General features: G+C 62.9%; 11 protein-coding genes. 1 reads left to right on the top strand and 10 read right to left on the bottom strand.

From position 1 onward, the window contains the following. Positions 1-106: 106 nt before the first annotated feature. Both J8C06_RS13650 and J8C06_RS13645 read right to left on the bottom strand, forming a co-directional pair. On the bottom strand, positions 107-1,306 hold the full coding sequence (locus tag J8C06_RS13650; RefSeq protein ID WP_211429980.1) for a glycosyltransferase family 87 protein: 1,200 nt from the start codon (positions 1,304-1,306) through the stop codon (positions 107-109). Between the two features lie 2 nt (positions 1,307-1,308). Continuing rightward, the gene (locus J8C06_RS13645; RefSeq protein ID WP_211429979.1) at positions 1,309-1,854 is read right to left on the bottom strand and encodes a Spy/CpxP family protein refolding chaperone; all 546 of its coding nucleotides are present in this window, start codon (positions 1,852-1,854) and stop codon (positions 1,309-1,311) included. Between the two features lie 214 nt (positions 1,855-2,068). On the opposite strand from J8C06_RS13645, the gene J8C06_RS13640 reads away from it, so the two are divergent. Further along, positions 2,069-3,580: a Do family serine endopeptidase gene (locus J8C06_RS13640; RefSeq protein ID WP_211429978.1), complete on the top strand. Its 1,512-nt coding sequence runs from the start codon at positions 2,069-2,071 to the stop codon at positions 3,578-3,580. Positions 3,581-3,707: 127 nt separating this feature from the next. On the opposite strand, the gene J8C06_RS13635 is transcribed toward J8C06_RS13640, so the two are convergent. The 8 genes from J8C06_RS13635 to J8C06_RS13600 all read right to left on the bottom strand — a co-directional run bounded on the left by J8C06_RS13635 (position 3,708) and on the right by J8C06_RS13600 (position 17,436). Then, complete coding sequence (locus tag J8C06_RS13635; RefSeq protein WP_211429977.1) at positions 3,708-7,130, bottom strand: TonB-dependent receptor; 3,423 nt, start codon at positions 7,128-7,130, stop codon at positions 3,708-3,710. A gap of 42 nt (positions 7,131-7,172) precedes the next feature. Next, positions 7,173-8,726, bottom strand: a complete 1,554-nt coding sequence (locus J8C06_RS13630; protein ID WP_211429976.1) for an acyl-CoA synthetase — start codon at positions 8,724-8,726, stop codon at positions 7,173-7,175. Positions 8,727-8,730: 4 nt separating this feature from the next. Further along, the gene (locus tag J8C06_RS13625) at positions 8,731-9,726 is read right to left on the bottom strand and encodes a 3-oxoacyl-ACP synthase III family protein (RefSeq protein ID WP_211429975.1); all 996 of its coding nucleotides are present in this window, start codon (positions 9,724-9,726) and stop codon (positions 8,731-8,733) included. A 16-nt stretch (positions 9,727-9,742) separates the two neighbouring features. Then, entirely contained in the window at positions 9,743-10,543 is an 801-nt protein-coding gene (locus J8C06_RS13620) for an alpha/beta fold hydrolase (RefSeq protein ID WP_211429974.1), read from the bottom strand. A gap of 4 nt (positions 10,544-10,547) precedes the next feature. After that, positions 10,548-12,098: an acyl-CoA synthetase gene (locus J8C06_RS13615; protein WP_455423721.1), complete on the bottom strand. Its 1,551-nt coding sequence runs from the start codon at positions 12,096-12,098 to the stop codon at positions 10,548-10,550. A 10-nt stretch (positions 12,099-12,108) separates the two neighbouring features. Then, positions 12,109-12,609, bottom strand: a complete 501-nt coding sequence (gene phaR, locus J8C06_RS13610; RefSeq protein ID WP_211429973.1) for a polyhydroxyalkanoate synthesis repressor PhaR — start codon at positions 12,607-12,609, stop codon at positions 12,109-12,111. 282 nt (positions 12,610-12,891) lie between these two features. After that, positions 12,892-16,140, bottom strand: a complete 3,249-nt coding sequence (locus tag J8C06_RS13605; RefSeq protein WP_211429972.1) for an efflux RND transporter permease subunit — start codon at positions 16,138-16,140, stop codon at positions 12,892-12,894. A gap of 27 nt (positions 16,141-16,167) precedes the next feature. Then, the gene (locus J8C06_RS13600; RefSeq protein WP_211429971.1) at positions 16,168-17,436 is read right to left on the bottom strand and encodes an efflux RND transporter periplasmic adaptor subunit; all 1,269 of its coding nucleotides are present in this window, start codon (positions 17,434-17,436) and stop codon (positions 16,168-16,170) included. Positions 17,437-17,511 lie beyond the last annotated feature (75 nt).

Here is a 17,511-nt window from a genome sequence, read left to right as displayed (position 1 = left end):
TTGGGGCATGCCTTGACCGGGCATGCCCCAAGTTTTGATGTCGTTTGGGCCCACGCCGTGGTTTTGGGCGTCACCCAACCGGTCCCGGCGCGCCTTGTCGCAGCGCTCAGGGCGTGTCCTGTGCCACAGGCGACGCCGCCCGCTGACCACACTGCCGAAGCAAGGTTGCCAGCGCCAGTGTCACCATCAGCCCGGCTACGGCAAAGAGTGACCAGTCCTCCACCCGCAAGCGCAGCCAGCTTGGCGTGGCCCGAAAACTCGACCAGGCGCACCCGGCAAAAGCGACGATAGCCAGCCAGGCCAGGCGACGTGGCTTTTCACTCGCAAGCAGCGTCGCGATGGGGAGCGCCAGCAGGGCAAAGTGCGCCACCCAGCTCAGCTTGGCTGCCAGCACGCACCCGCCAGCGGCCAGCGCGGCAGCCGGATAGGCGGACGCGCCGCTCAAGTGTCGTCCGGCATGCCCAACCCAGAACAGCCCGCCGGCCCCGACCAGCGCCAGCGGCCAGTACGGCAGGTCATCGCAGCCGAACCACGCCCGCCCGACCCGGAGCGCCGCGCCGTAGAGCGATTGATTGCTCGGCGTGGCGAAATCAAAGCGCCAGCCCTGGACGACAATGGTTGCATACCAATCGTGGAGGATCGCCCACCGTTCTGAGCCAAGCGCACCGGCCGACAATCCGTTCAGCACGATTGCCCAGGCTGCCCACCACCCGACGATGCGCCAGGCGCGGCGTCCGACAAAGTAAGGGATGAGCAGCGCCGGGGTCAGTTTGATGCTGGTGGCGACTGCCAACGCGAGGCCGGCCGTGCCGCTGCGCTGCCGCCGGGCATCGGACACCACGGCGAAGGTGACGAGCGCCGCAATCCAGATGTTGACCTGCCCCAGCAAGACATTGCCGATGAGTAGCGGAGCCAGGCTCACCCACCACCAGACCTGACGCGACCCGGGTTGCGGCTGGTTTCCAGCAACGGCAGACGCCAGGCGCGCCAACCAAATCCAGCCACCAATGTTCCCGACCGCCCATAGAAATGCCGCAGTGGGGAGCGGAAAGACCGTGAGTGGACTAAGGAGTTGCGCAAATAGTGGTGGGTAGAGGTAGGGCGTTGCCGCGCGAATCGAAATGACGTAGGGGTTGCCCGCGCATTGCGCTTGCTGGGCGGCCGCGTAAAACACCGTGAAGTCGTTGCCGTAGCGATCAGGGGTCGTCCCGCTGCGAGCCGCGCCGATAGCGCATAGTGCCAGCAACCCACTCGCCAAAGTAACCCGGTAGGCAAGCCCTAAGTGAACTAGCCGTTCTGCTCGCACGGCTATGGCCCTGGCGGTCGCCCGGTCCGTTCCGGTTCGGGGCGTTCTGGCGGTCGCCGTTGAAGCGCGCCGGGCGGCGCGGTGCGTAGCTCATTGAGAATGCGCAGTTGCTCAGGCGTTAGAAGCGTCCGAATCCGATACTGCATGCGGGCGCGAAGCTGGATGAGCGTGGCCTCGGCGTCGGCCAGGGCGCGCGCCCGTTGTTCAACCTCTTGCTCACTGGCTTCTTCCCCGTAAATGGCTTCATTCAATGCCCGGCGGCGCTGAAAAACTTCACGCCGGGCCAGGTTCATTTCCGGGCCGGTCTGACGCCGAACGTCCTGCATGCGGCGCATTTGCTCAGGCGTCAACCCCAGCGCGCGCACCAGCAAGCGCGATTCGTAAAGCGCGGCCGGCAGTTCCGCGCCCTGGCGCAGCATGGAAACATCGGGGTCGTCGGTCGGCGCGGGCCGGTTTTGTTGAGCCAGGGAAGCTTGGCTCAGCAGTCCGCTACAGAGCAGACCCAAAAGCAAGCGTCCGCACATTCCCAACCGCAACCAATATGGCATGTTTGTGCACAGGCTGTTCATCATTGGTTTGAAGCGCATCGTTCTATCCGTCGGTATGGAGTTTACCAGTCAGGAAAAAGTCGGAAAAATTCTCACCTGGCCCAGCCACAAGCGGCATTATGCCTGATGTCTCTGGTTGACAGCTAAAGTCGCGCGCCCCACACTGAATTCCTCCTCCCCGCCACCCACCTTGTCCCTTGGCTGTTTTGGTCTTATGAACACATCTCGCAAGTTGTTTGGTTTTGCCATCCAGTCGTTTCTGATTGCCTCAGTTGGCTTTGCTTTGGTTGTGAGTGGATGGATGGTCTTTGCCCGCACGGCGCGTCCATCCGCACCGGACTTGTCCAAGCTGACGATTGTTTCCCACCGTGGAGAGGCCTTGAACGGCGCGGCCGCCGACCTTTCTACCGCTTTTCGGCGGATTGGTAAGCTCGTCAAGCCATCGGTGGTGAGTATTCGGGTGGTTGAGACCATCTCCACCGAATCCCTTGGCCTGGGCCGCAACCATCCACCGATTCCAGGGCTGGAAGATGGTCTCAAACAGCGCGGTTCGGGTTCGGGGTTCATTATCAGCCCGGATGGCTACATCGTGACGAATGAGCATGTGGTTGGCAAGGCAGATAAAATCCGCGTGACCTTCGATGACGGCCGCCAAGTCCTGGCCAAGCTCGTTGGTGTGGATGCGCCGACCGATCTGGCCGTGATCAAGGCCGACGTGACCGGATTGACGCCGGTCACACTCGGCGATCCGGCGGAAATGGAACAGGGCGATTGGGTGATGGCCATCGGCGCGCCGTTTGGCCTCGAACAAACCCTGACGGTTGGCGTAATTAGCGCGACCGGACGCAACCTGCCCAGTTCCCGCGCCAACCGGTTCGCCCAGTACAACAACTACCTGCAAACCGACGCTTCCATCAATCCGGGCAACTCCGGCGGTCCACTCGTGAACTTGCGGGGGGAGGTCGTCGGCGTCAACACCATGATTCTCTCCGAATCTGGTGGAAGTGAAGGCATCGGATTTGCCATCCCCTCCGACTTGGTTGAGCGTGTGTGCCGCAAGCTGATTCTGGAGGGACGGGTCCGCCGCGGCTGGCTGGGCGTGAGCCTGCCAGTCCAGCCAATGACGGAGGCGCAAGCCAAGTCGCTTGGATTGCCCAACACCGAGGGCGCGTTGGTGCAGGATACTGTCGGGCCGGAAAGTCCGGCCGCCCGCGCCGGCTTGCGCAGCGGCGACTTCATCATCAAGTTTGACGGCGCGGTGATTCGCAATGAGCGGGAGTTGACCGCCAAGGTGGCCGAAACCGAAGTCGGAAAGACGGTCACGGTGGAATTCATCCGCGATGGACAACCGCAGAGCGTTCAGGTGACGATTGATGAACGCCCAGGCAATGAAACGGCCGCCAAATCGGTGGCCAAAGACGAGGCTGCCAAGAACGCGAACCTGCTGGGCCTGAATGTCGCGCCACTCCCGCCCGACTTGGTTTCAAAGCTTCGCCAGCCTAACGGCGTCATCATCGAATCAGTCGTGCCGGGCAGTCCGGCCGATGAAGCCGGACTCGCAAAAGGAATCGTGATCCACAGCCTCAATCGGCGGCCGGTGATGTCGCCCGAAGACGTAGCGCGCCTGGCGCAGGACTTTCGCCTGGGCGAAACCGTTGTGGTCGGGATTGAAGTCCAGGTCAACGGTCGCTGGGAATTTCGATTCGTTTCGCTCACCATCGAATAGCCGCGCGCGACAAGCCAGGACGGCGTGCTGGTGGTTGTGCGCGTGAGGATTAAAAAAACCGGTGGGGAGCGGCGAAGGTGCCTCTCCCCACACTGTTTTGCCTGCGCGGCGTGAACGCCAGCTTGCCTTAGAAGCTGTATTTGAAGGCAAACTGAATCAGGCGCGGCCCGGTTGAGGTCGAAAGAATCCGCCCGAAGTTCGGATTCAGTGGCGCTCCCCCCGGCACGAGCGGCGCGCCCGTGCTAATCGGGTTGGCAAAGTTGGTTTGGTTGAACGCATTGAAGAACTCCGTGCGGAACTCAACCCGCTGCCGCTCGCCGATCAGGAAGAACTTCACAACAGAGATGTCAGTATTGGCCTGGGCCGGTCCGCGGAGAATGTTCCGCCCCGTGTTGCCGAAGTTACCCGCGCCGGTAGCGACGACAAACGCGCCGGTGTTGAAGTAGCTATCCAGCCGGTCGCGGACGTTGCCGCTGCGGGCTGCGCTGCCGCGGAAGCCGGGCACGAAATCCGCCCGTGAGGCGTCAAACAACCCCCGCCCGGAAACGACGTTGAACGGCAGTCCAGACTGAACGATTGAAACCGCCGCGATTTGCCAGTCGTTGACGAGGTACTTCAGCGCCCCGTCGCCCTGGTAGAGCTTCGGCAAGTCATAGACGAAGCTGGCCACGACCCGGTGCCGTCGGTCGAAATCGGCCGTGCCGCGTGTGCCGGCAAAGGTGGCCTGGTCGCCGACATCGGCCGATACGTCGCTCGTCCCACCCGATGTGATCTGACCGGAGTAGTTGTCAATGGTGTGCGACCACGTGTACGCAAACAACCCCTGAAGCCCTTTCGCCAATCGCCGCGTCACGCTCACCTGAAGTGAGTTGTAGCTCGAATTGGCCGTGGTTTCCTGGGCATGGACGCCGAAGCCAATCGTGGGAATCGTGGAAAACAGCGGGCTGAGCGTAAAGGTTCCGACCGCGTTGGGAGACGTGGTTTGGTTGAGGTTGCGGAAGCGCGTCAGCTTGCGTCCGACCGAGCCGACATAGGCAATCTCAAGCTGCGTGTCCTTGATGAATTCCCACTGCACGCCCAGTGAGTACTGCTGGATGTACGGCGTGCGCAGGTTGCGGTCCACGTAAATGCCCTGCACCGGAATGGTAATGGTCGGCTGATTGGTTGGCCCGACCGGCAGTGACGGGTTGAACAGGTCATTCGGCACGGTGAATGGGAACCCGACCGGGAACTGTTGCGGGATCGGCACGAAGGGGTTGGCCAGCGGGCGTGAAAACTGCGCCAGCGCCAGCGTGTAGTAGGGATAGGTCAACGCCTGGTTGTTGACCACGCGCGAGTTCGGCCGGTCGTAGTAAATGCCATAGCCACCCCGAATGACGAACCGATTGCTCTCGATGGGGCGAAAGGCGAAGCCAATGCGCGGCGCGAAGTTGTTGCGGTCAGGCGGCACGAGTCCGCGTTCAATCGTGGGTATGTTGGGAATGGCCGGGCTGGCATTGCCGGCTTGCAGAAATCCGTTGCCGGGTGCGCCGGCGCGGAAGCGGACCGGATCAAAGGTGACGAAGCGTCCGTCGGTGTCAAAGAACGGCCCAAAGTAGTCGTACCGCACGCCCAAGTTGAGCGTAAGCCGGGGATGAATTTTCCAGTCATCCTGGAAGAACAGGGCAAAGTCATGCGCCCGCACCTGCCGCTTGGCGGCGCCAGGTCCAATGATGGAAAAGACCGGATTAAACCCTGGAAATGCATCGGCAACCAGGAACTCCGTGAAAGCGTCGCGCCGGCCTGGCGTGAAAAGCGGCGCCAGGGCGGCCAGATTGGTCAACGCCCCGGTGAAAGTAATGGAGCCACGTGCAAAGACATCGAAATCTACGCGCACCCGGTTGTAGCGATACTCACCCCCAAACTTCATGGTGTGGTTGCCGGTGGTGTAGGTCACCGTATCGCCGGCCGTGAGGGTGTCGGCCTGGTTGTCGCTGGCCGAAAAGCCAGAGGGGCCGGCCGTGAAAAAGTTGTTCAAGCCAATGGCCGGCATGCCCGGGAATCTTGTCCGGTTGGGCGAGTTGATCCCGAACTGGTTGGCAGTGAACGGCTCGGTCGGAACGGCTTTGGCGGGAATGATGTTGAACCCGAACCGCGCCTCATTGATGAAGCCGCTGGCAAACACGTGTGTGTCGGTGACGGAAAGAAAGCGGTTGTTGGCTTCGGTGCGTACCGGGTAGCCCGGTGTCTGGAGTACGTTGGCTAACCCGAATTGATTGAACAGCCCCTGGTCAATCCGGTTGTTGGCAAAGAAAAACTTCACGGCCAGCCGATTGGCGTTGCCAAGCTGGGCGTCCACATTGGCGTTGAACTGCTCTTCACGGAATTTCGACAGCGTTGGCAAGATGCGCGCAATCTGTCCATTGCCGGACGGGATGAGGAACGAACCGTCTGGATACCGCGCCTGGAGCAGGGCGCGGGCCACCGGGTTGACGAAGCCGAGTTGCCCGAACAGGGCCAGTCCCGGCGCGCGCGCCGCTGACAGCGCCGACAGTGCCGCATTCGAGCGGTCATCGGTGAGATCGGGCGGCGTACCGACGACCGACAGGCTGTTGGTCAGCGATGTGCCGTTGGTTTCGCGCGTCCCTTGGTACGAGCCAAAAAACCATACGCGGTCCTTGACAATGGGGCCGCCCAGCGTCCCACCGTACTGGTAACGCTCGTTCGTTTGGCGATCGATGCCCTGCCGCTTGAGGAAAAAGTTGTTGGCATTGAGCGACGTGTCGCGCAGGAAAAAGTAAGCATTGCCGTGAAACTCATTCGTCCCGGATTTGGTGACGGCGGTGACAATGCCGCCGGCGTTGCGTCCGGCTGAGGCGTCATACTGGCTCGTCAGGACGATGAATTCCTGGAGCGAATCAGTGGCCGGCACGGCCAGGTTTGGCGTTGAACCCGTGCCGATGGAGTTGGCGTCAATGCCATTGATGAGCACCGAGTTGCTCGTCGTCCGTTGGCCGTTGACGTTGATGGCTGTGTCGCCACGTCCAACTTCCGAAGTGTTGGTGATGTTGGCCGACGTGCCTGCGCTGAGGGTCAGGAGTTGCTGAAAGTTGCGCGTCGGCAGCGGCAGTTGGCGAATGCTGCGTTCCTCGATGACGCGCCCCTGACTGGAGGCATCGGTCCGAACGAGTGGACCCTCAGCGGTGACGACGACGACCTCCCCGCTGACATCGCCAACTTGCAGGGTCAGGTCAACCGTGGTGTTTTCGGTAATCCGCACGGGAACTTCTTCCAGCACGGTTTTGCGGAAGTTTCCGGCCGTCGCCTCGATCCGATAGCTGCCGGGTGGCAGCAACGGAATTGTGTACGTGCCGTTATCGCCGGTGGTGACGGTGCGGGTCGTGCCCGTACCTTTTTGCGTGACGGTCACGGTCGCGCCCGGAACGACTGCCCCGGAAGGATCGGTGATCGTCCCGCTGAGCTGTCCGGTGGAAACCTGCCCAAAGCCGGGCAAGCTACCCAGACAACCCATCAGGAGCGCCAGGCAAAGGCGCAAAAGTTGGTTGTGCATAGGGGTGAACTCCTTACTCCTCGATAAACTCATGAAGTGTGGTCAGTTGGTCGTAGGTGGTGGCGCGAGCCGGTCGCGGAGCTCGCGCTTGAGAACCTTGCCGGCCGCGCTCATTGGCAGGGCGTCAAGGAAGTGAACGGTCTTCGGAACCTTGTACCCGGCCAGGCGGTCGCGCAGAAACGTGATGAGTTCGGTTTCGGTCGCCGTCATCTCCGGCTTCAGGACGACGCAGGCCGCGCCGACTTCACCCCACTTCGGGTCGGGAAGTCCGACGACGGCACACATGGCCACGGCCGGATGGGTGTAGAGCGCCTGCTCGATCTCGGCCGGATAGACGTTTTCGCCGCCCGAAATGAACATGTCCTTCTTGCGGTCAACGATGAAGAAGTAGCCTTCGGCGTCATACCGCGCCATGTCGCCGGTGTGAAACCAGCCCGCGGCGTCACGGCTGGCCGCCGTGGCATCAGGATTGCCAAAGTACCCGGACGAACCGGACGGCCCGCGCAGCACCAGCTCACCGGCGACTTCCGGCGGGAGCAGATTCCCGGCGTCGTCCATCACGGCGGCTTCGACGAAAAAGTTTGGCCGTCCGATGGAGCCGGCCTTGCGTTCGGCATCGTCTGGGGCAAGGGCAAAGACGCCGGGGCCGAACTCGGTCATCCCGAATCCCTGCTTGAAGCACACGCCTTTTTGGACCCGGTAGGCCTCAATGATGGTGAGTGGCAGCGGTGCGCCACCGCTGGTGCAAAAGCGCAGCGAAGAGAGGTCGGCCGTGGCCCAGGTCGGCGCGGCCAGCATCATCTGGTACATCGTCGGCACGCCGGCAAAGACCGTCACCCGCTCGCGGGCAATGAGGTCAAGCGTCTGGGCCGCGTCGAACTGCCGAACGAGAATCGTCGTCCCGCCCAGAATCGCCAACGGCACGGTATAGACAAACAGCCCGCCCGTGTGAAAGAGCGGGAAGACGTTCAGGTAACAGTCGCCGTGCCGCAGGTCGTGCAGGACGGTGTTGAGCGTGTTCCAGGCAATCTGGCGGTGGGAAATGGCCGCTGCCTTTGGCGTTCCGGTCGTGCCTCCGGTGAAGATGAGCGCCGCGATGTCTTCCGGTTGAACCGGCGCCGGGGCAAAGTCTGGGGCGGGTGTCGTCAGCCATTCGGCAAACGCGAAGCTGTCGGCAACCGGCAGCGCTCCGAGGTGAACCAGGGCCGTGTCGCCCAGTTCGCCCGTGGACTGCATGGCCGCGACGGCCTCGGCGAAGTCGTCGCCGAAAAGCAGGACTCGGGGTTGCAGTTGTTTGATGATGGCCAGGTTTTCCCGCCAGTGCAGCCGCCAGTTGAACGGCGTATGCAGTGCGCCGAGCTTGGCGCAGGCAAAGAAGGCGTCCAGGTGTTCGATGCCGTCCCGCGCCAGCAGGGCGACGCGATCACCCTGACCAACGCCGATGCGGCGGAGCGCGGCGGCAACGCGCGTTGCGCGCACGTCGGCTTCGGCAAAGGTCAGCCGGAGTGGCGTTGCCTTGCCGGCATCCACAAAGGCCGGCGCGTCCGGGGAATACACGGCGCGGCGGCCAAGGTAATCGCCCAATCCAACCAGCATGGCGTTAGATCCACCTCCAGACTGACGCGGCCAGGGCGATGCCCCCGCCGCTGGCGCAGAACACGATGGTTTGTCCGGGACGCAGTTCCTGCCGTGTCATCACCAGGTCGTCGAGCGCCATGGGCAGGCAGGCCGAGCCGGTGTAGCCCCACTTGTCCATGATCCAGTGGGTCTTGGTGAGCGGTTGTCCGAGCAGGTCCATCACCATTTCGATGGTGCGCAGGTTGATCTGCGTGAACAGAAACCAATCCACTTCGGCGAGCGGGAGCGCCGCCTTGGCCAGCGCCGCGCGAATCAGCGCAGGCCAGTATTCGGTGTTGAACGTGCGGGGAAACTTGCGAATGAACTGCACCTTGGGCGGGCCAAAGGCGGCCAGGGTCGCGGCCGTGCACGGGCGAAACGTCCCACCGGTATAAATCCCCATGGCGTCGTGAAACTCCCCGACCGCCTGGAGCTTGCCGGCCAGGAAACCGGGTCGTTCGCCGGCCCCGAGGATGACCGCGCCGGCGCCGTCGGCAAACAGCGTTGCGGTGTACTTATCGTGGGGGTCGAGGAAGCGGCTCATGCCGTAGCCCCCGGCCACGAGAACGTGCCGGTAGTCGGCATCGGCGGTGATGGTCAGCGCGGCCTGGTTGAGCGCCGTCACCCAGCCGGCGCAGGCGGCGTTGAGGTCGAACGTTCCGGCCCGCCGCGCGCCCAGCTTGGACTGGACGACCGAGGCCGTGGCCGGCGACAGATAATCCGGCGTGTCGGTCGCAACGATGATGAGGTCGAGATCGGTCGGATCAAGCCGGGCGCGCTCCAGCGCCTGCCGGGCTGCTGCCGTCACCATGTCCGACGTGGTTTCATCGTCGCGCATGTAGCGTCGCTCATGGATGCCAACGTTGGCGACGAGCCAATCGCCGACCGGTTCGCCAAAGCGGGCGTCAAACTCGGCGTTCGGCACGACGCGCGCGGGCGCATAACTGCCGGTTGCCAGGATGTGCGCATGGCGCGTCATTCGGTTACTCCTGTGGTCAACGGCGGAAAAAGTCGGCCAGGGCCGTTGCCGTTTCCTGGGGTTTTTCGATGGGGAACAGGTGGCCGGCGTCGGGAATCACCACCGACTCGGCCTGGGGAAGCTTGGCCTGGAGCAAGGCGACGTTGCCCGGTGGAACGACTTGGTCGAGTTCGCCGGCCACCAGCAGCGTCGGACAGCCGATGGCCGCGATGCGGTCGGCAGCATCGTGGGCGGCCCCGGCCATCAACTGGCTTTGGAAGGCTTCAGGCGGCACGGGTGTTGTGAGCCGGTAGGCAATCAGGGCGTCGAGCATGGGCGGCTTGGCGGCGAGAAACGCCGGGGCGACGGCCGTCTCTAGTCCCCGCCGAATGAGTTCCATCGGGTCAAGCGTCCGGTCGAGCATCAGCACTGCCAGGGCGGCCGGTGTAGGTGGGATGGACTGCGGACCGCCAAAGCTCGTTCCGGCCAGCACGAGTTTGCGCACCCGGTTGGGAGCGGCCAGGGTAAGTTCCTGCGCAATGAAGCCGCCAAGCGAATGCCCGACGACGATGACCTGTTCGAGCGCCAGCGCGTCCAGCAGACCGAGCATGTCGGCCGCCATCTGGGCCGTTGTGTAGGGGCCGGCCGGCTTGTCGCTCCGACCGGCGCCGCGGTTGGCCGGCATCACCAGTCGGTAGTCATCCCGCAGGTAGGGGGCAACCGACTGCGCCCAGAACCACTCGTCATACCCCAGCCCGGCAATGAACAGCACCGCCGGGCGGTCACCACCGGTGTCTTCCACGTAGAGTTGCACGCCGTTGGTCGTGATGTGTGGCATCAGGTCATCGTCCTTTCTGAGTTTCGGGTGTGCCTTCGGTGAGTTGGGCGCGGAGGGCGAGCTTATCTACCTTGTGCGCGCCGGTTTTAGGCAGCGCCGACAAACGAACGAAGCGCTTTGGAACTTTGTAAGCGGCAAGGCGCGCGCGGCAAAATGCCGCGAGGTCGGCGTCGGCGATGTCCTGGGTCAGGACGACAAATGCCACGCCGATTTCACCCCACTTGGGGTCGGGAATACCGATGACGGCGGCTTCGGCCACGGCCGGGCACTCGTGCAAAACGCTTTCGACTTCCGCCGGATAGACGTTTTCGCCCCCGGAAATGAACATATCCTTGAGCCGCCCGACGATGCGAAAACAGCCGTCGGCGTCACAGGTCGCCAAGTCACCGGTATGGAGCCAGCCATCGGCGTCAAACGCGGCTGCCGTAGCGGCCGCGTTGTTCCAGTAACCAGAAAACAGGTGTGGGCCACGCACGCAGAGTTCACCGATGTCATCCGGGGGACAAGGGCTGCCATCCGCCCGCATGACGCGCGCTTCGACCGACCAGAGCGGGTAGCCAACGGCACCGGGCTTGGTCTTGAGTTGGTCATCCGGCAGCCAGAAGGTGTTCGGCCCGGCTTCGGTCAACCCGTAGCCCGTTTTGAACGCAACGCCTTTGTCCCAGAACGCCTCGTAGACCGGCTGGGGGCAGGGCGCGCCGCCGCTGATGACAAAGCGCAGGCGACTGAAGTCTGCCGTTGCCCAGCGGGGATGGCGCTGGAGTTCGATGAACATCGTCGGAACACCGAACAGGACGGTGACGCCGTGCTGCTCGATGGCATCGAAGGTCTGGTCTGGCGCGAAACCTCCCGCCACGATGCTCGTGCCGCCGATGGCGACCAGCGGGGCGGTCAGGACGTTGAGACCGCCGGTATGGAAGAGTGGAGCATCGAGCAGCGTCACATCGTCGGGGCGCAGTCCCCACGACAACACCGTGTTGACCGCATTGGCGAGGATGGCGCGATGCGACAGCACTGCGCCTTTGGGCGTACCCGTCGAGCCGCCGGTATAGCAGACCACCCATGGAGCTTCTGGGCCGATGGGTGGCGGGGGCAGGGGCGTTGGCGGGTATGTGTCACGTTCTGCCAGCGCCGGCGTCGTGTCGCCGTCCAGGCTGACCAGGCGCAGCGACCTGGAACGGGCAAGTTCAGCCGCGACCCCCGCATGCTCAGTGTCGGTAACGAGCGCGACCGGGGCGGCGTCATCCACCAGCGTGGCCAGCTCACGCGGACTGAGTCGCCAGTTGAGGTTTTGCAAAATCCCGCCAAGCTGGCCCAGGGCAAACCAGATATCGAGGTACGCCGGACAGTTGCGCGCCAGCACCGCCACCCGGTCGCCGGGACGGACTCCGAGGCGTTGTTGAAGGAAGTGGGCGGTTTGGTTGACGCGCCGAAACCATGCGCCGTAGGTGACGGGAGCATAGCCGTCGCGCGCGTCCCGAAGTGCCGTCCGGTTCGGCGACAGTTGCGCGCGCCGCGCGAGCCAATCAATGGGCGTGGAAGCCGAAGCCATCATGGGAAGACCGTCAGGGCGCGGGTGGTTTGGAGCGGGTTTTGCGCTTCGTTTGCGGCTTGGCCGAGCGGCGCTTGGCCGGGGCGCGGAGCGCGGCAACGGCCGGCGGGGAGGTCACGGATTCGTCGCCTGGGGAGGCAAGGCGCGTCATGGCTGCGCCGAGGTCGAGCCACTCCCGAAACCGGCGATCAAACTCCTGGCGTGTCTTGAGGTAAGCTTCCAGGCTGGCCGTGAGGTAGTTCTGGAAGAAGTCCTGGAGGGTTTCCCCTTGCAGCCGGATGAGTTGCAGGAGAAATGACACCGGTAGGAGATTTTGCCGCAGCTTTTCTTCTTCGAGGATGATGTTGATCAGCACCATTTTGGTGATGTCCTCGCCGGTGCGGGAGTCCACAACGCGGATGTCACGTCCCTGCCGGATGATGTCCACCACGTCTTGATTCGTGAGGTAACCGCCGGACTCCGTGTCATAGAGCCGCCGGTTGCCATACCGCTTGATGGTCAGTGCGTTATGCATGGCATGTACCGCGTCATGGGAATTTTTACGCAATCAGCTTGGCAGGCGTCAACACATTTCTTTGAAACTATTGAAAAACAAAGTTTCAACGATTTTGTGCAAATGCGATAAAGCGGCGGTGTTCGCTCCCTGGATGGCCGTACTACAACAGCGCTCGGCCAACCATGCCGCAGCCGACCGCGAATCGGCAAACCGCGCGAAGCATCGGAAGGTGCGCCTGGGACCCGCTACCGTGTCCGATCGGGCAGGTGGCGCCCTCAACCCGGGTCGCCGTGGTGGGATTTAGAGCGTGTTCCGAGGGGTTTCGGCTGGTTGGTCCTGGTCAGTGGACCGGTCAACCTGGACGCCAGATGAGCGGCGCACCATTTGGCGGAAGTTTCGCCAGCGGATTGCCGCTTGGCGCCAGAAGCTGGTTGTGGCGAGGTCGTCAAAGAGGGCGTAGGCGACTGGCGTCGCCAGCAACGTCAACAGGAGCGATAGGCTTTGACCCCCGATGACGACGATGGCAATGGAGCGGCGTTCTTCGGCCCCTGGGCCATTGCCAAGCGCGAGCGGTAGCATACCGGCCACCAAGGTCAGGGTCGTCATAAGGATGGGCCGCAGCCGATTTCGGTTGGCCTGCAGGATGGCTTCGTGCCGTTCCATGCCCTGCGCCCGGAGCGTGTTCATCTGGTCAATTTGTAGAATCGAGTTTTTCTTCACGACGCCGAAGAGCACCAGGATGCCCAGCGCCGAGTACAGGTTGAGCGTGTCGCCGGTTGCCCACAGCGAGAGGAGGGCAAAGGGGATGGCCAGCGGGAGGCTCAACAGAATCGTCACCGGATGAATGAAGCTCTCGAACTGTGAGGCGAGAATCATGTACATGAAAACGATGGACAGCAGAAAGGCGAACAGGAACTCGGTAAACGTGCGTTCGAGTTCACGCCCACGGCCTGAGATCGTATAGGTGTAGGCTGCGGGAAGGTTCATTTCGGCAACCGTTTTTTTGAGCGCCTCCAGCCGGTCGGCCAGGGCATAGCCTGGCCCGACGCCACCACGCAGCGACACCTGTCGCTGCCGGTCGAGGCGGTCAATCCGCGACGGACTGTTTTCTTCGGCGATGGTCACGAGGTTGCTCAGGGGCACCAGTCCTCCCTTGGCGGAGGGGACGTAGAGCCGGGCAATGGCTTCCTTGTCGTTGCGTCCGCCGTTGACCAGCCGGAGTTGCACGTCGTAGTCCTCGTTGACCGCGGCATCCCGGTAGCGCGAGACACGGTCATCGCCACCCACCATCAGCCGCAAGCTGGTGGCAATGTCGGCGGTGTCAACCCCAAGATCGGCGGCGCGGCCGCGGTCAATCGTGACACGGAGTTCTGGCTTGTCGAGCTTGAGGGTTGTGTCGAGATCCACGAGGCCGCCCAACTGCATCGCCCGGTCACGGAGCTGGTTGCCATAGTTGGCCAGGGCTTCCAGGTCGGGTCCGCGCAGCACGAAATCAATGTCAAAGTTCCCGCCGCCGATGTTGAAGGATGCCGCATTGCGCAGGCTAACCCGGAACGGCGCGTACTTGCGCATCTTTCCCCGCAACGTCTGCATGAGGTCGCGCTGGGTGAAGTTGCCTTTGAAGGCGTCCAGGGAGCGGCCCTTCAGGGTGGCGTGCCACAGCCGCGTCAGGGAGAAGGTCCGCGCGTCGTGCGGGAGCATGCGGACGTACAAGCTGCCCTGGTTGACGCCGCCCAGAAACGAACCGCCGGCGGTGGACAGCACGAGTTCGACGCCGGGCGTGGCCAGTACCTCCTGCTCGATGGCCCGCAGGGTTTCGTTCATTGCGGCCAGGCTGGTGCCTTCCGGGCCGGTGACGTTCATCTCGAATTCTGACTCGTCCACGTTCGACGGCGTGTATTCCTGTCGGACAACTTGGTACAGCGGAACGCTTGCGGCCATGACCAGCAGCGCCAACCCGACCACGACCAGGCGGTGACGCAGGGATAGCCGCAGCAGGTTGATGTAAACCCAATCAATCGCCCCATAAAAACCGCGCCGTGAGTGGGTGTGATGGTCGCCGGGCAAGGTGTCGCGCTTGAGCAGGCGCGCACTCATCATCGGGGTCAGCGTGAATGACACCAAGAGTGAAACCAGGACGGCGACGGCGGCAGTGACGCCAAACTGGTACAGAAACCGACCCGAAATCGAGGACATGAACGACACCGGAAGAAAAATGACGACCAGCGAAAAGGTCGTTGCCAGGACGGCCAGGCCGATTTCGGCCGTGGCTTCCCGGGCTGCCTGCATTGGCGGCAGACCCTTTTCCTCGATGAAGCGAAAGATGTTTTCAAGGACGACGATGGCATCGTCAATCACGACGCCGACCATGAGCACCAGCGCCAGCATCGTAACGCCGTTGAGGGTAAAGCCCAGCGCCCACATCATGCCGTAGGTCGAGATGACTGACGCCGGAATGGCTACCCCGGCAATCAGTGTCGAGCGCCACGACCGCATGAAGACGAGCACCACGAGGCAGGCCAGCAAGCTGCCCAGCGCCAGATGAACCTGAATCTCATGCAGCGCGGCATTGATGTAACGCGATTGATCCCGGATGATCTCCAGCCGAACATCGCCGGGGAGTTGACCGCGTACCCGTTCTAGTTCCTGCTTGACATTGTTGATGACCTCGACGGTGTTGGCGCCAGACTGACGGCGGATTTCGAGCGTGACGGTCGGCGTTCCGTTCAGGCGCGCCAGCGAACGCTGTTCTTTCGTCCCATCCTCGACATAGCCGATGTCGTGAATGCGGATGGGTCTTCCGTTGAGATTGGTGACCGTCAAGTCCTCGAAGTCGCGTGGATCGGTGTAGCGTCCCAGGGTCCGCAGCGTCATTTCCCGCTTGCCGGCGTCCACGTTGCCGCCCGGAATGTCGGCGTTTTGCCGCTGGATGGCCTGGCGTACTTGGGTGATGGGCAGCCGGTAGGCCGCCAAGCGTTCGGGTTCGACCCAGACGTTGATGGCGCGGTTGAGTCCGCCGATCACCCGCGCCTCGCCGACCCCGCCCGCCCGTTCCAGACGCACTTTCACGATCTTGTCTGCGAGTTCTGTCAACTCCCGAATCGGACGGTCGGCCGACAGCGCGACCGACAGCACCGGCGTGCTGTCGTTGTCAAACTTCTGGACGACAGGCGGCAGCGCGTCCTCCGGCAAATCCCGCAGCACGGTATTGACCCGATCCCGAATATCCTGAGCCGCCGCCTCGATGTCGCGGTCGAGTTTGAAGGTCACGAGAACGATAGAGACACCGGGGCCGGAAATCGACCGCAGTTGGTCAATGCCCTCGACGGTGTTGACCGCTTCCTCAATCCGTTGCGAAATCTCTGTCTCGATTTCCTCGGGGGATGCACCGGGCAGCGCCGTGCGGATATTGACCGTGGGCAAGTCCACCGACGGGAAACGGTCCACACCGAGCTTGAAGTAGCTCGCCGTGCCGACGACCACCAGCGACAGGATGAGCATGACCGCGAACACCGGCCGCCGAATGCAAATTTCCGCAAGTTTCTGCATGACGTGTCCGTGGAGAGGCCGGCAACCTTACTCCTGGATGACCACCGGCTGGCCCGTCTGGACATTGCCGGGGTCGAGGATGATGAGTTCACCGGCCTCGACGCCTTTCACGATTTCGGTCCAGTCGGCCATTCTGCGCCCCAGAGTCACCGGTCGTTCGAGCGCTTTCCCATCGCGGACGGTAATGACCTTATCAATTCCGGCAAAGGTCACGATGGCCTGGGTCGGGACGGTCAGGGTTTCCTGGCGGTCGTTGACGAGAATTTCCGCTCTGGCAAAGGAGCCGGGCTTGAGCGCGCCATCGTGGGTGACTTCGGCTTCGACGATGAGAATCCGGTTTTGTTCGGCCAGCGCCGGACTCAACCGCTTGATTTGCCCAACGTAGATGCGATCCTGCCCTTCGACCGTGACGCGGACGGTTTGATTGAGCTTGACTTGGTACGCCTCGCGCTCTGGGATTTCGACGCGCAGCCGCAACGGGTTGAGTTTGAGCAAGGTCGCCACCGGCGACCCCGCCGTGAGAAATTCGCCGATATTGCCGAGTCGCTCCTGCACGACCCCGCCAAAGGGGGCCACAATCTCGGTGTCCGCGAGTTGCTGTTGGGCTAGCGCCAGCTCGGAGCGGCGCTGGGCGAGGATGCCCAGCCGGTTGTTGATTTCTTCGAGCGCGTCTTGGTAGCGGCTCAGGGCCACTTTGTACGCCGCGTCGGCGACATCCAACTGTGACCGCGAAATGATGCCCTGTTCAAAGAGCGCCTGGTTGCGTTCCCGGTCGGCCTGGGCTTGTTCGAGTACGGCCTTGGCCTGCCGAACCGTGCCGGTTTGTTCTGGGTCAACGCGATCGTGGTTGCCGTCGGCGGGGAGTCCCAGGCGGGCGCGGGACTGGGCTAGTGCGGCTTCTGCCTGTTGCACCCGCAGCCGGTAGTCGTCCGGTTCGATACAGGCGACGACCTGCCCGGCTTTGACCGCAGTTCCCAAATCCACAGCTATGGTTTGCAGCCGACCTGGCACCTTGACGCGCAGCGTCGCCTGTTCAAACGGCGACAGCGTTCCCAGGGCGGTGACGACGCGCTCGACTTGGCGTTTTGAAACCTGTGTCAGCTTGACCAGGCGCGGCGCAGGGGGCGGTCCTGACGAGCCTTGCGCGGTTTTGGTCAGATCGCCCGTGCAGGCCGTGCCCAACAGCAGCCCGATGAGCGTCATGCCAAGTAGAAGGTCACGCCCCACATGAGACATCGTCGCGCCGGATGTCCGAGCGCGCGCGCATCTCCAGTTGATGACCGACCATGTGTTCATACCGTCTTCAATCACAACGCTCTTGCTTACATCACCTCTGGGAAAAATCACAGGCGGGTTGCCCAAAGCTGACAA

This window comes from Chloracidobacterium validum (assembly GCF_018304825.1).
GTDB classification, from domain to species: Bacteria; Acidobacteriota; Blastocatellia; order Chloracidobacteriales; family Chloracidobacteriaceae; genus Chloracidobacterium; species Chloracidobacterium validum.
The sequence above is the reverse complement of the archived record's forward strand: the minus strand, read 5'-3'. Positions and strand labels throughout refer to the sequence as shown.

Excerpts from the sequence above, each read along its gene's own strand:
- J8C06_RS13645 (WP_211429979.1), bottom strand. The coding sequence starts at position 1,854 with ATGCCATATTGGTTGCGGTTGGGAATGTGCGGACGCTTGCTTTTGGGT.
- J8C06_RS13640 (WP_211429978.1), top strand. The coding sequence starts at position 2,069 with ATGAACACATCTCGCAAGTTGTTTGGTTTTGCCATCCAGTCGTTTCTG.
- J8C06_RS13635 (WP_211429977.1), bottom strand. The coding sequence starts at position 7,130 with ATGCACAACCAACTTTTGCGCCTTTGCCTGGCGCTCCTGATGGGTTGT.
- J8C06_RS13630 (WP_211429976.1), bottom strand. The coding sequence starts at position 8,726 with ATGCTGGTTGGATTGGGCGATTACCTTGGCCGCCGCGCCGTGTATTCC.
- J8C06_RS13625 (WP_211429975.1), bottom strand. The coding sequence starts at position 9,726 with ATGACGCGCCATGCGCACATCCTGGCAACCGGCAGTTATGCGCCCGCG.
- J8C06_RS13620 (WP_211429974.1), bottom strand. The coding sequence starts at position 10,543 with ATGCCACACATCACGACCAACGGCGTGCAACTCTACGTGGAAGACACC.
- J8C06_RS13615 (WP_455423721.1), bottom strand. The coding sequence starts at position 12,098 with ATGATGGCTTCGGCTTCCACGCCCATTGATTGGCTCGCGCGGCGCGCG.
- phaR (WP_211429973.1), bottom strand. The coding sequence starts at position 12,609 with ATGCATAACGCACTGACCATCAAGCGGTATGGCAACCGGCGGCTCTAT.
- J8C06_RS13605 (WP_211429972.1), bottom strand. The coding sequence starts at position 16,140 with ATGCAGAAACTTGCGGAAATTTGCATTCGGCGGCCGGTGTTCGCGGTC.
- J8C06_RS13600 (WP_211429971.1), bottom strand. The coding sequence starts at position 17,436 with ATGAACACATGGTCGGTCATCAACTGGAGATGCGCGCGCGCTCGGACA.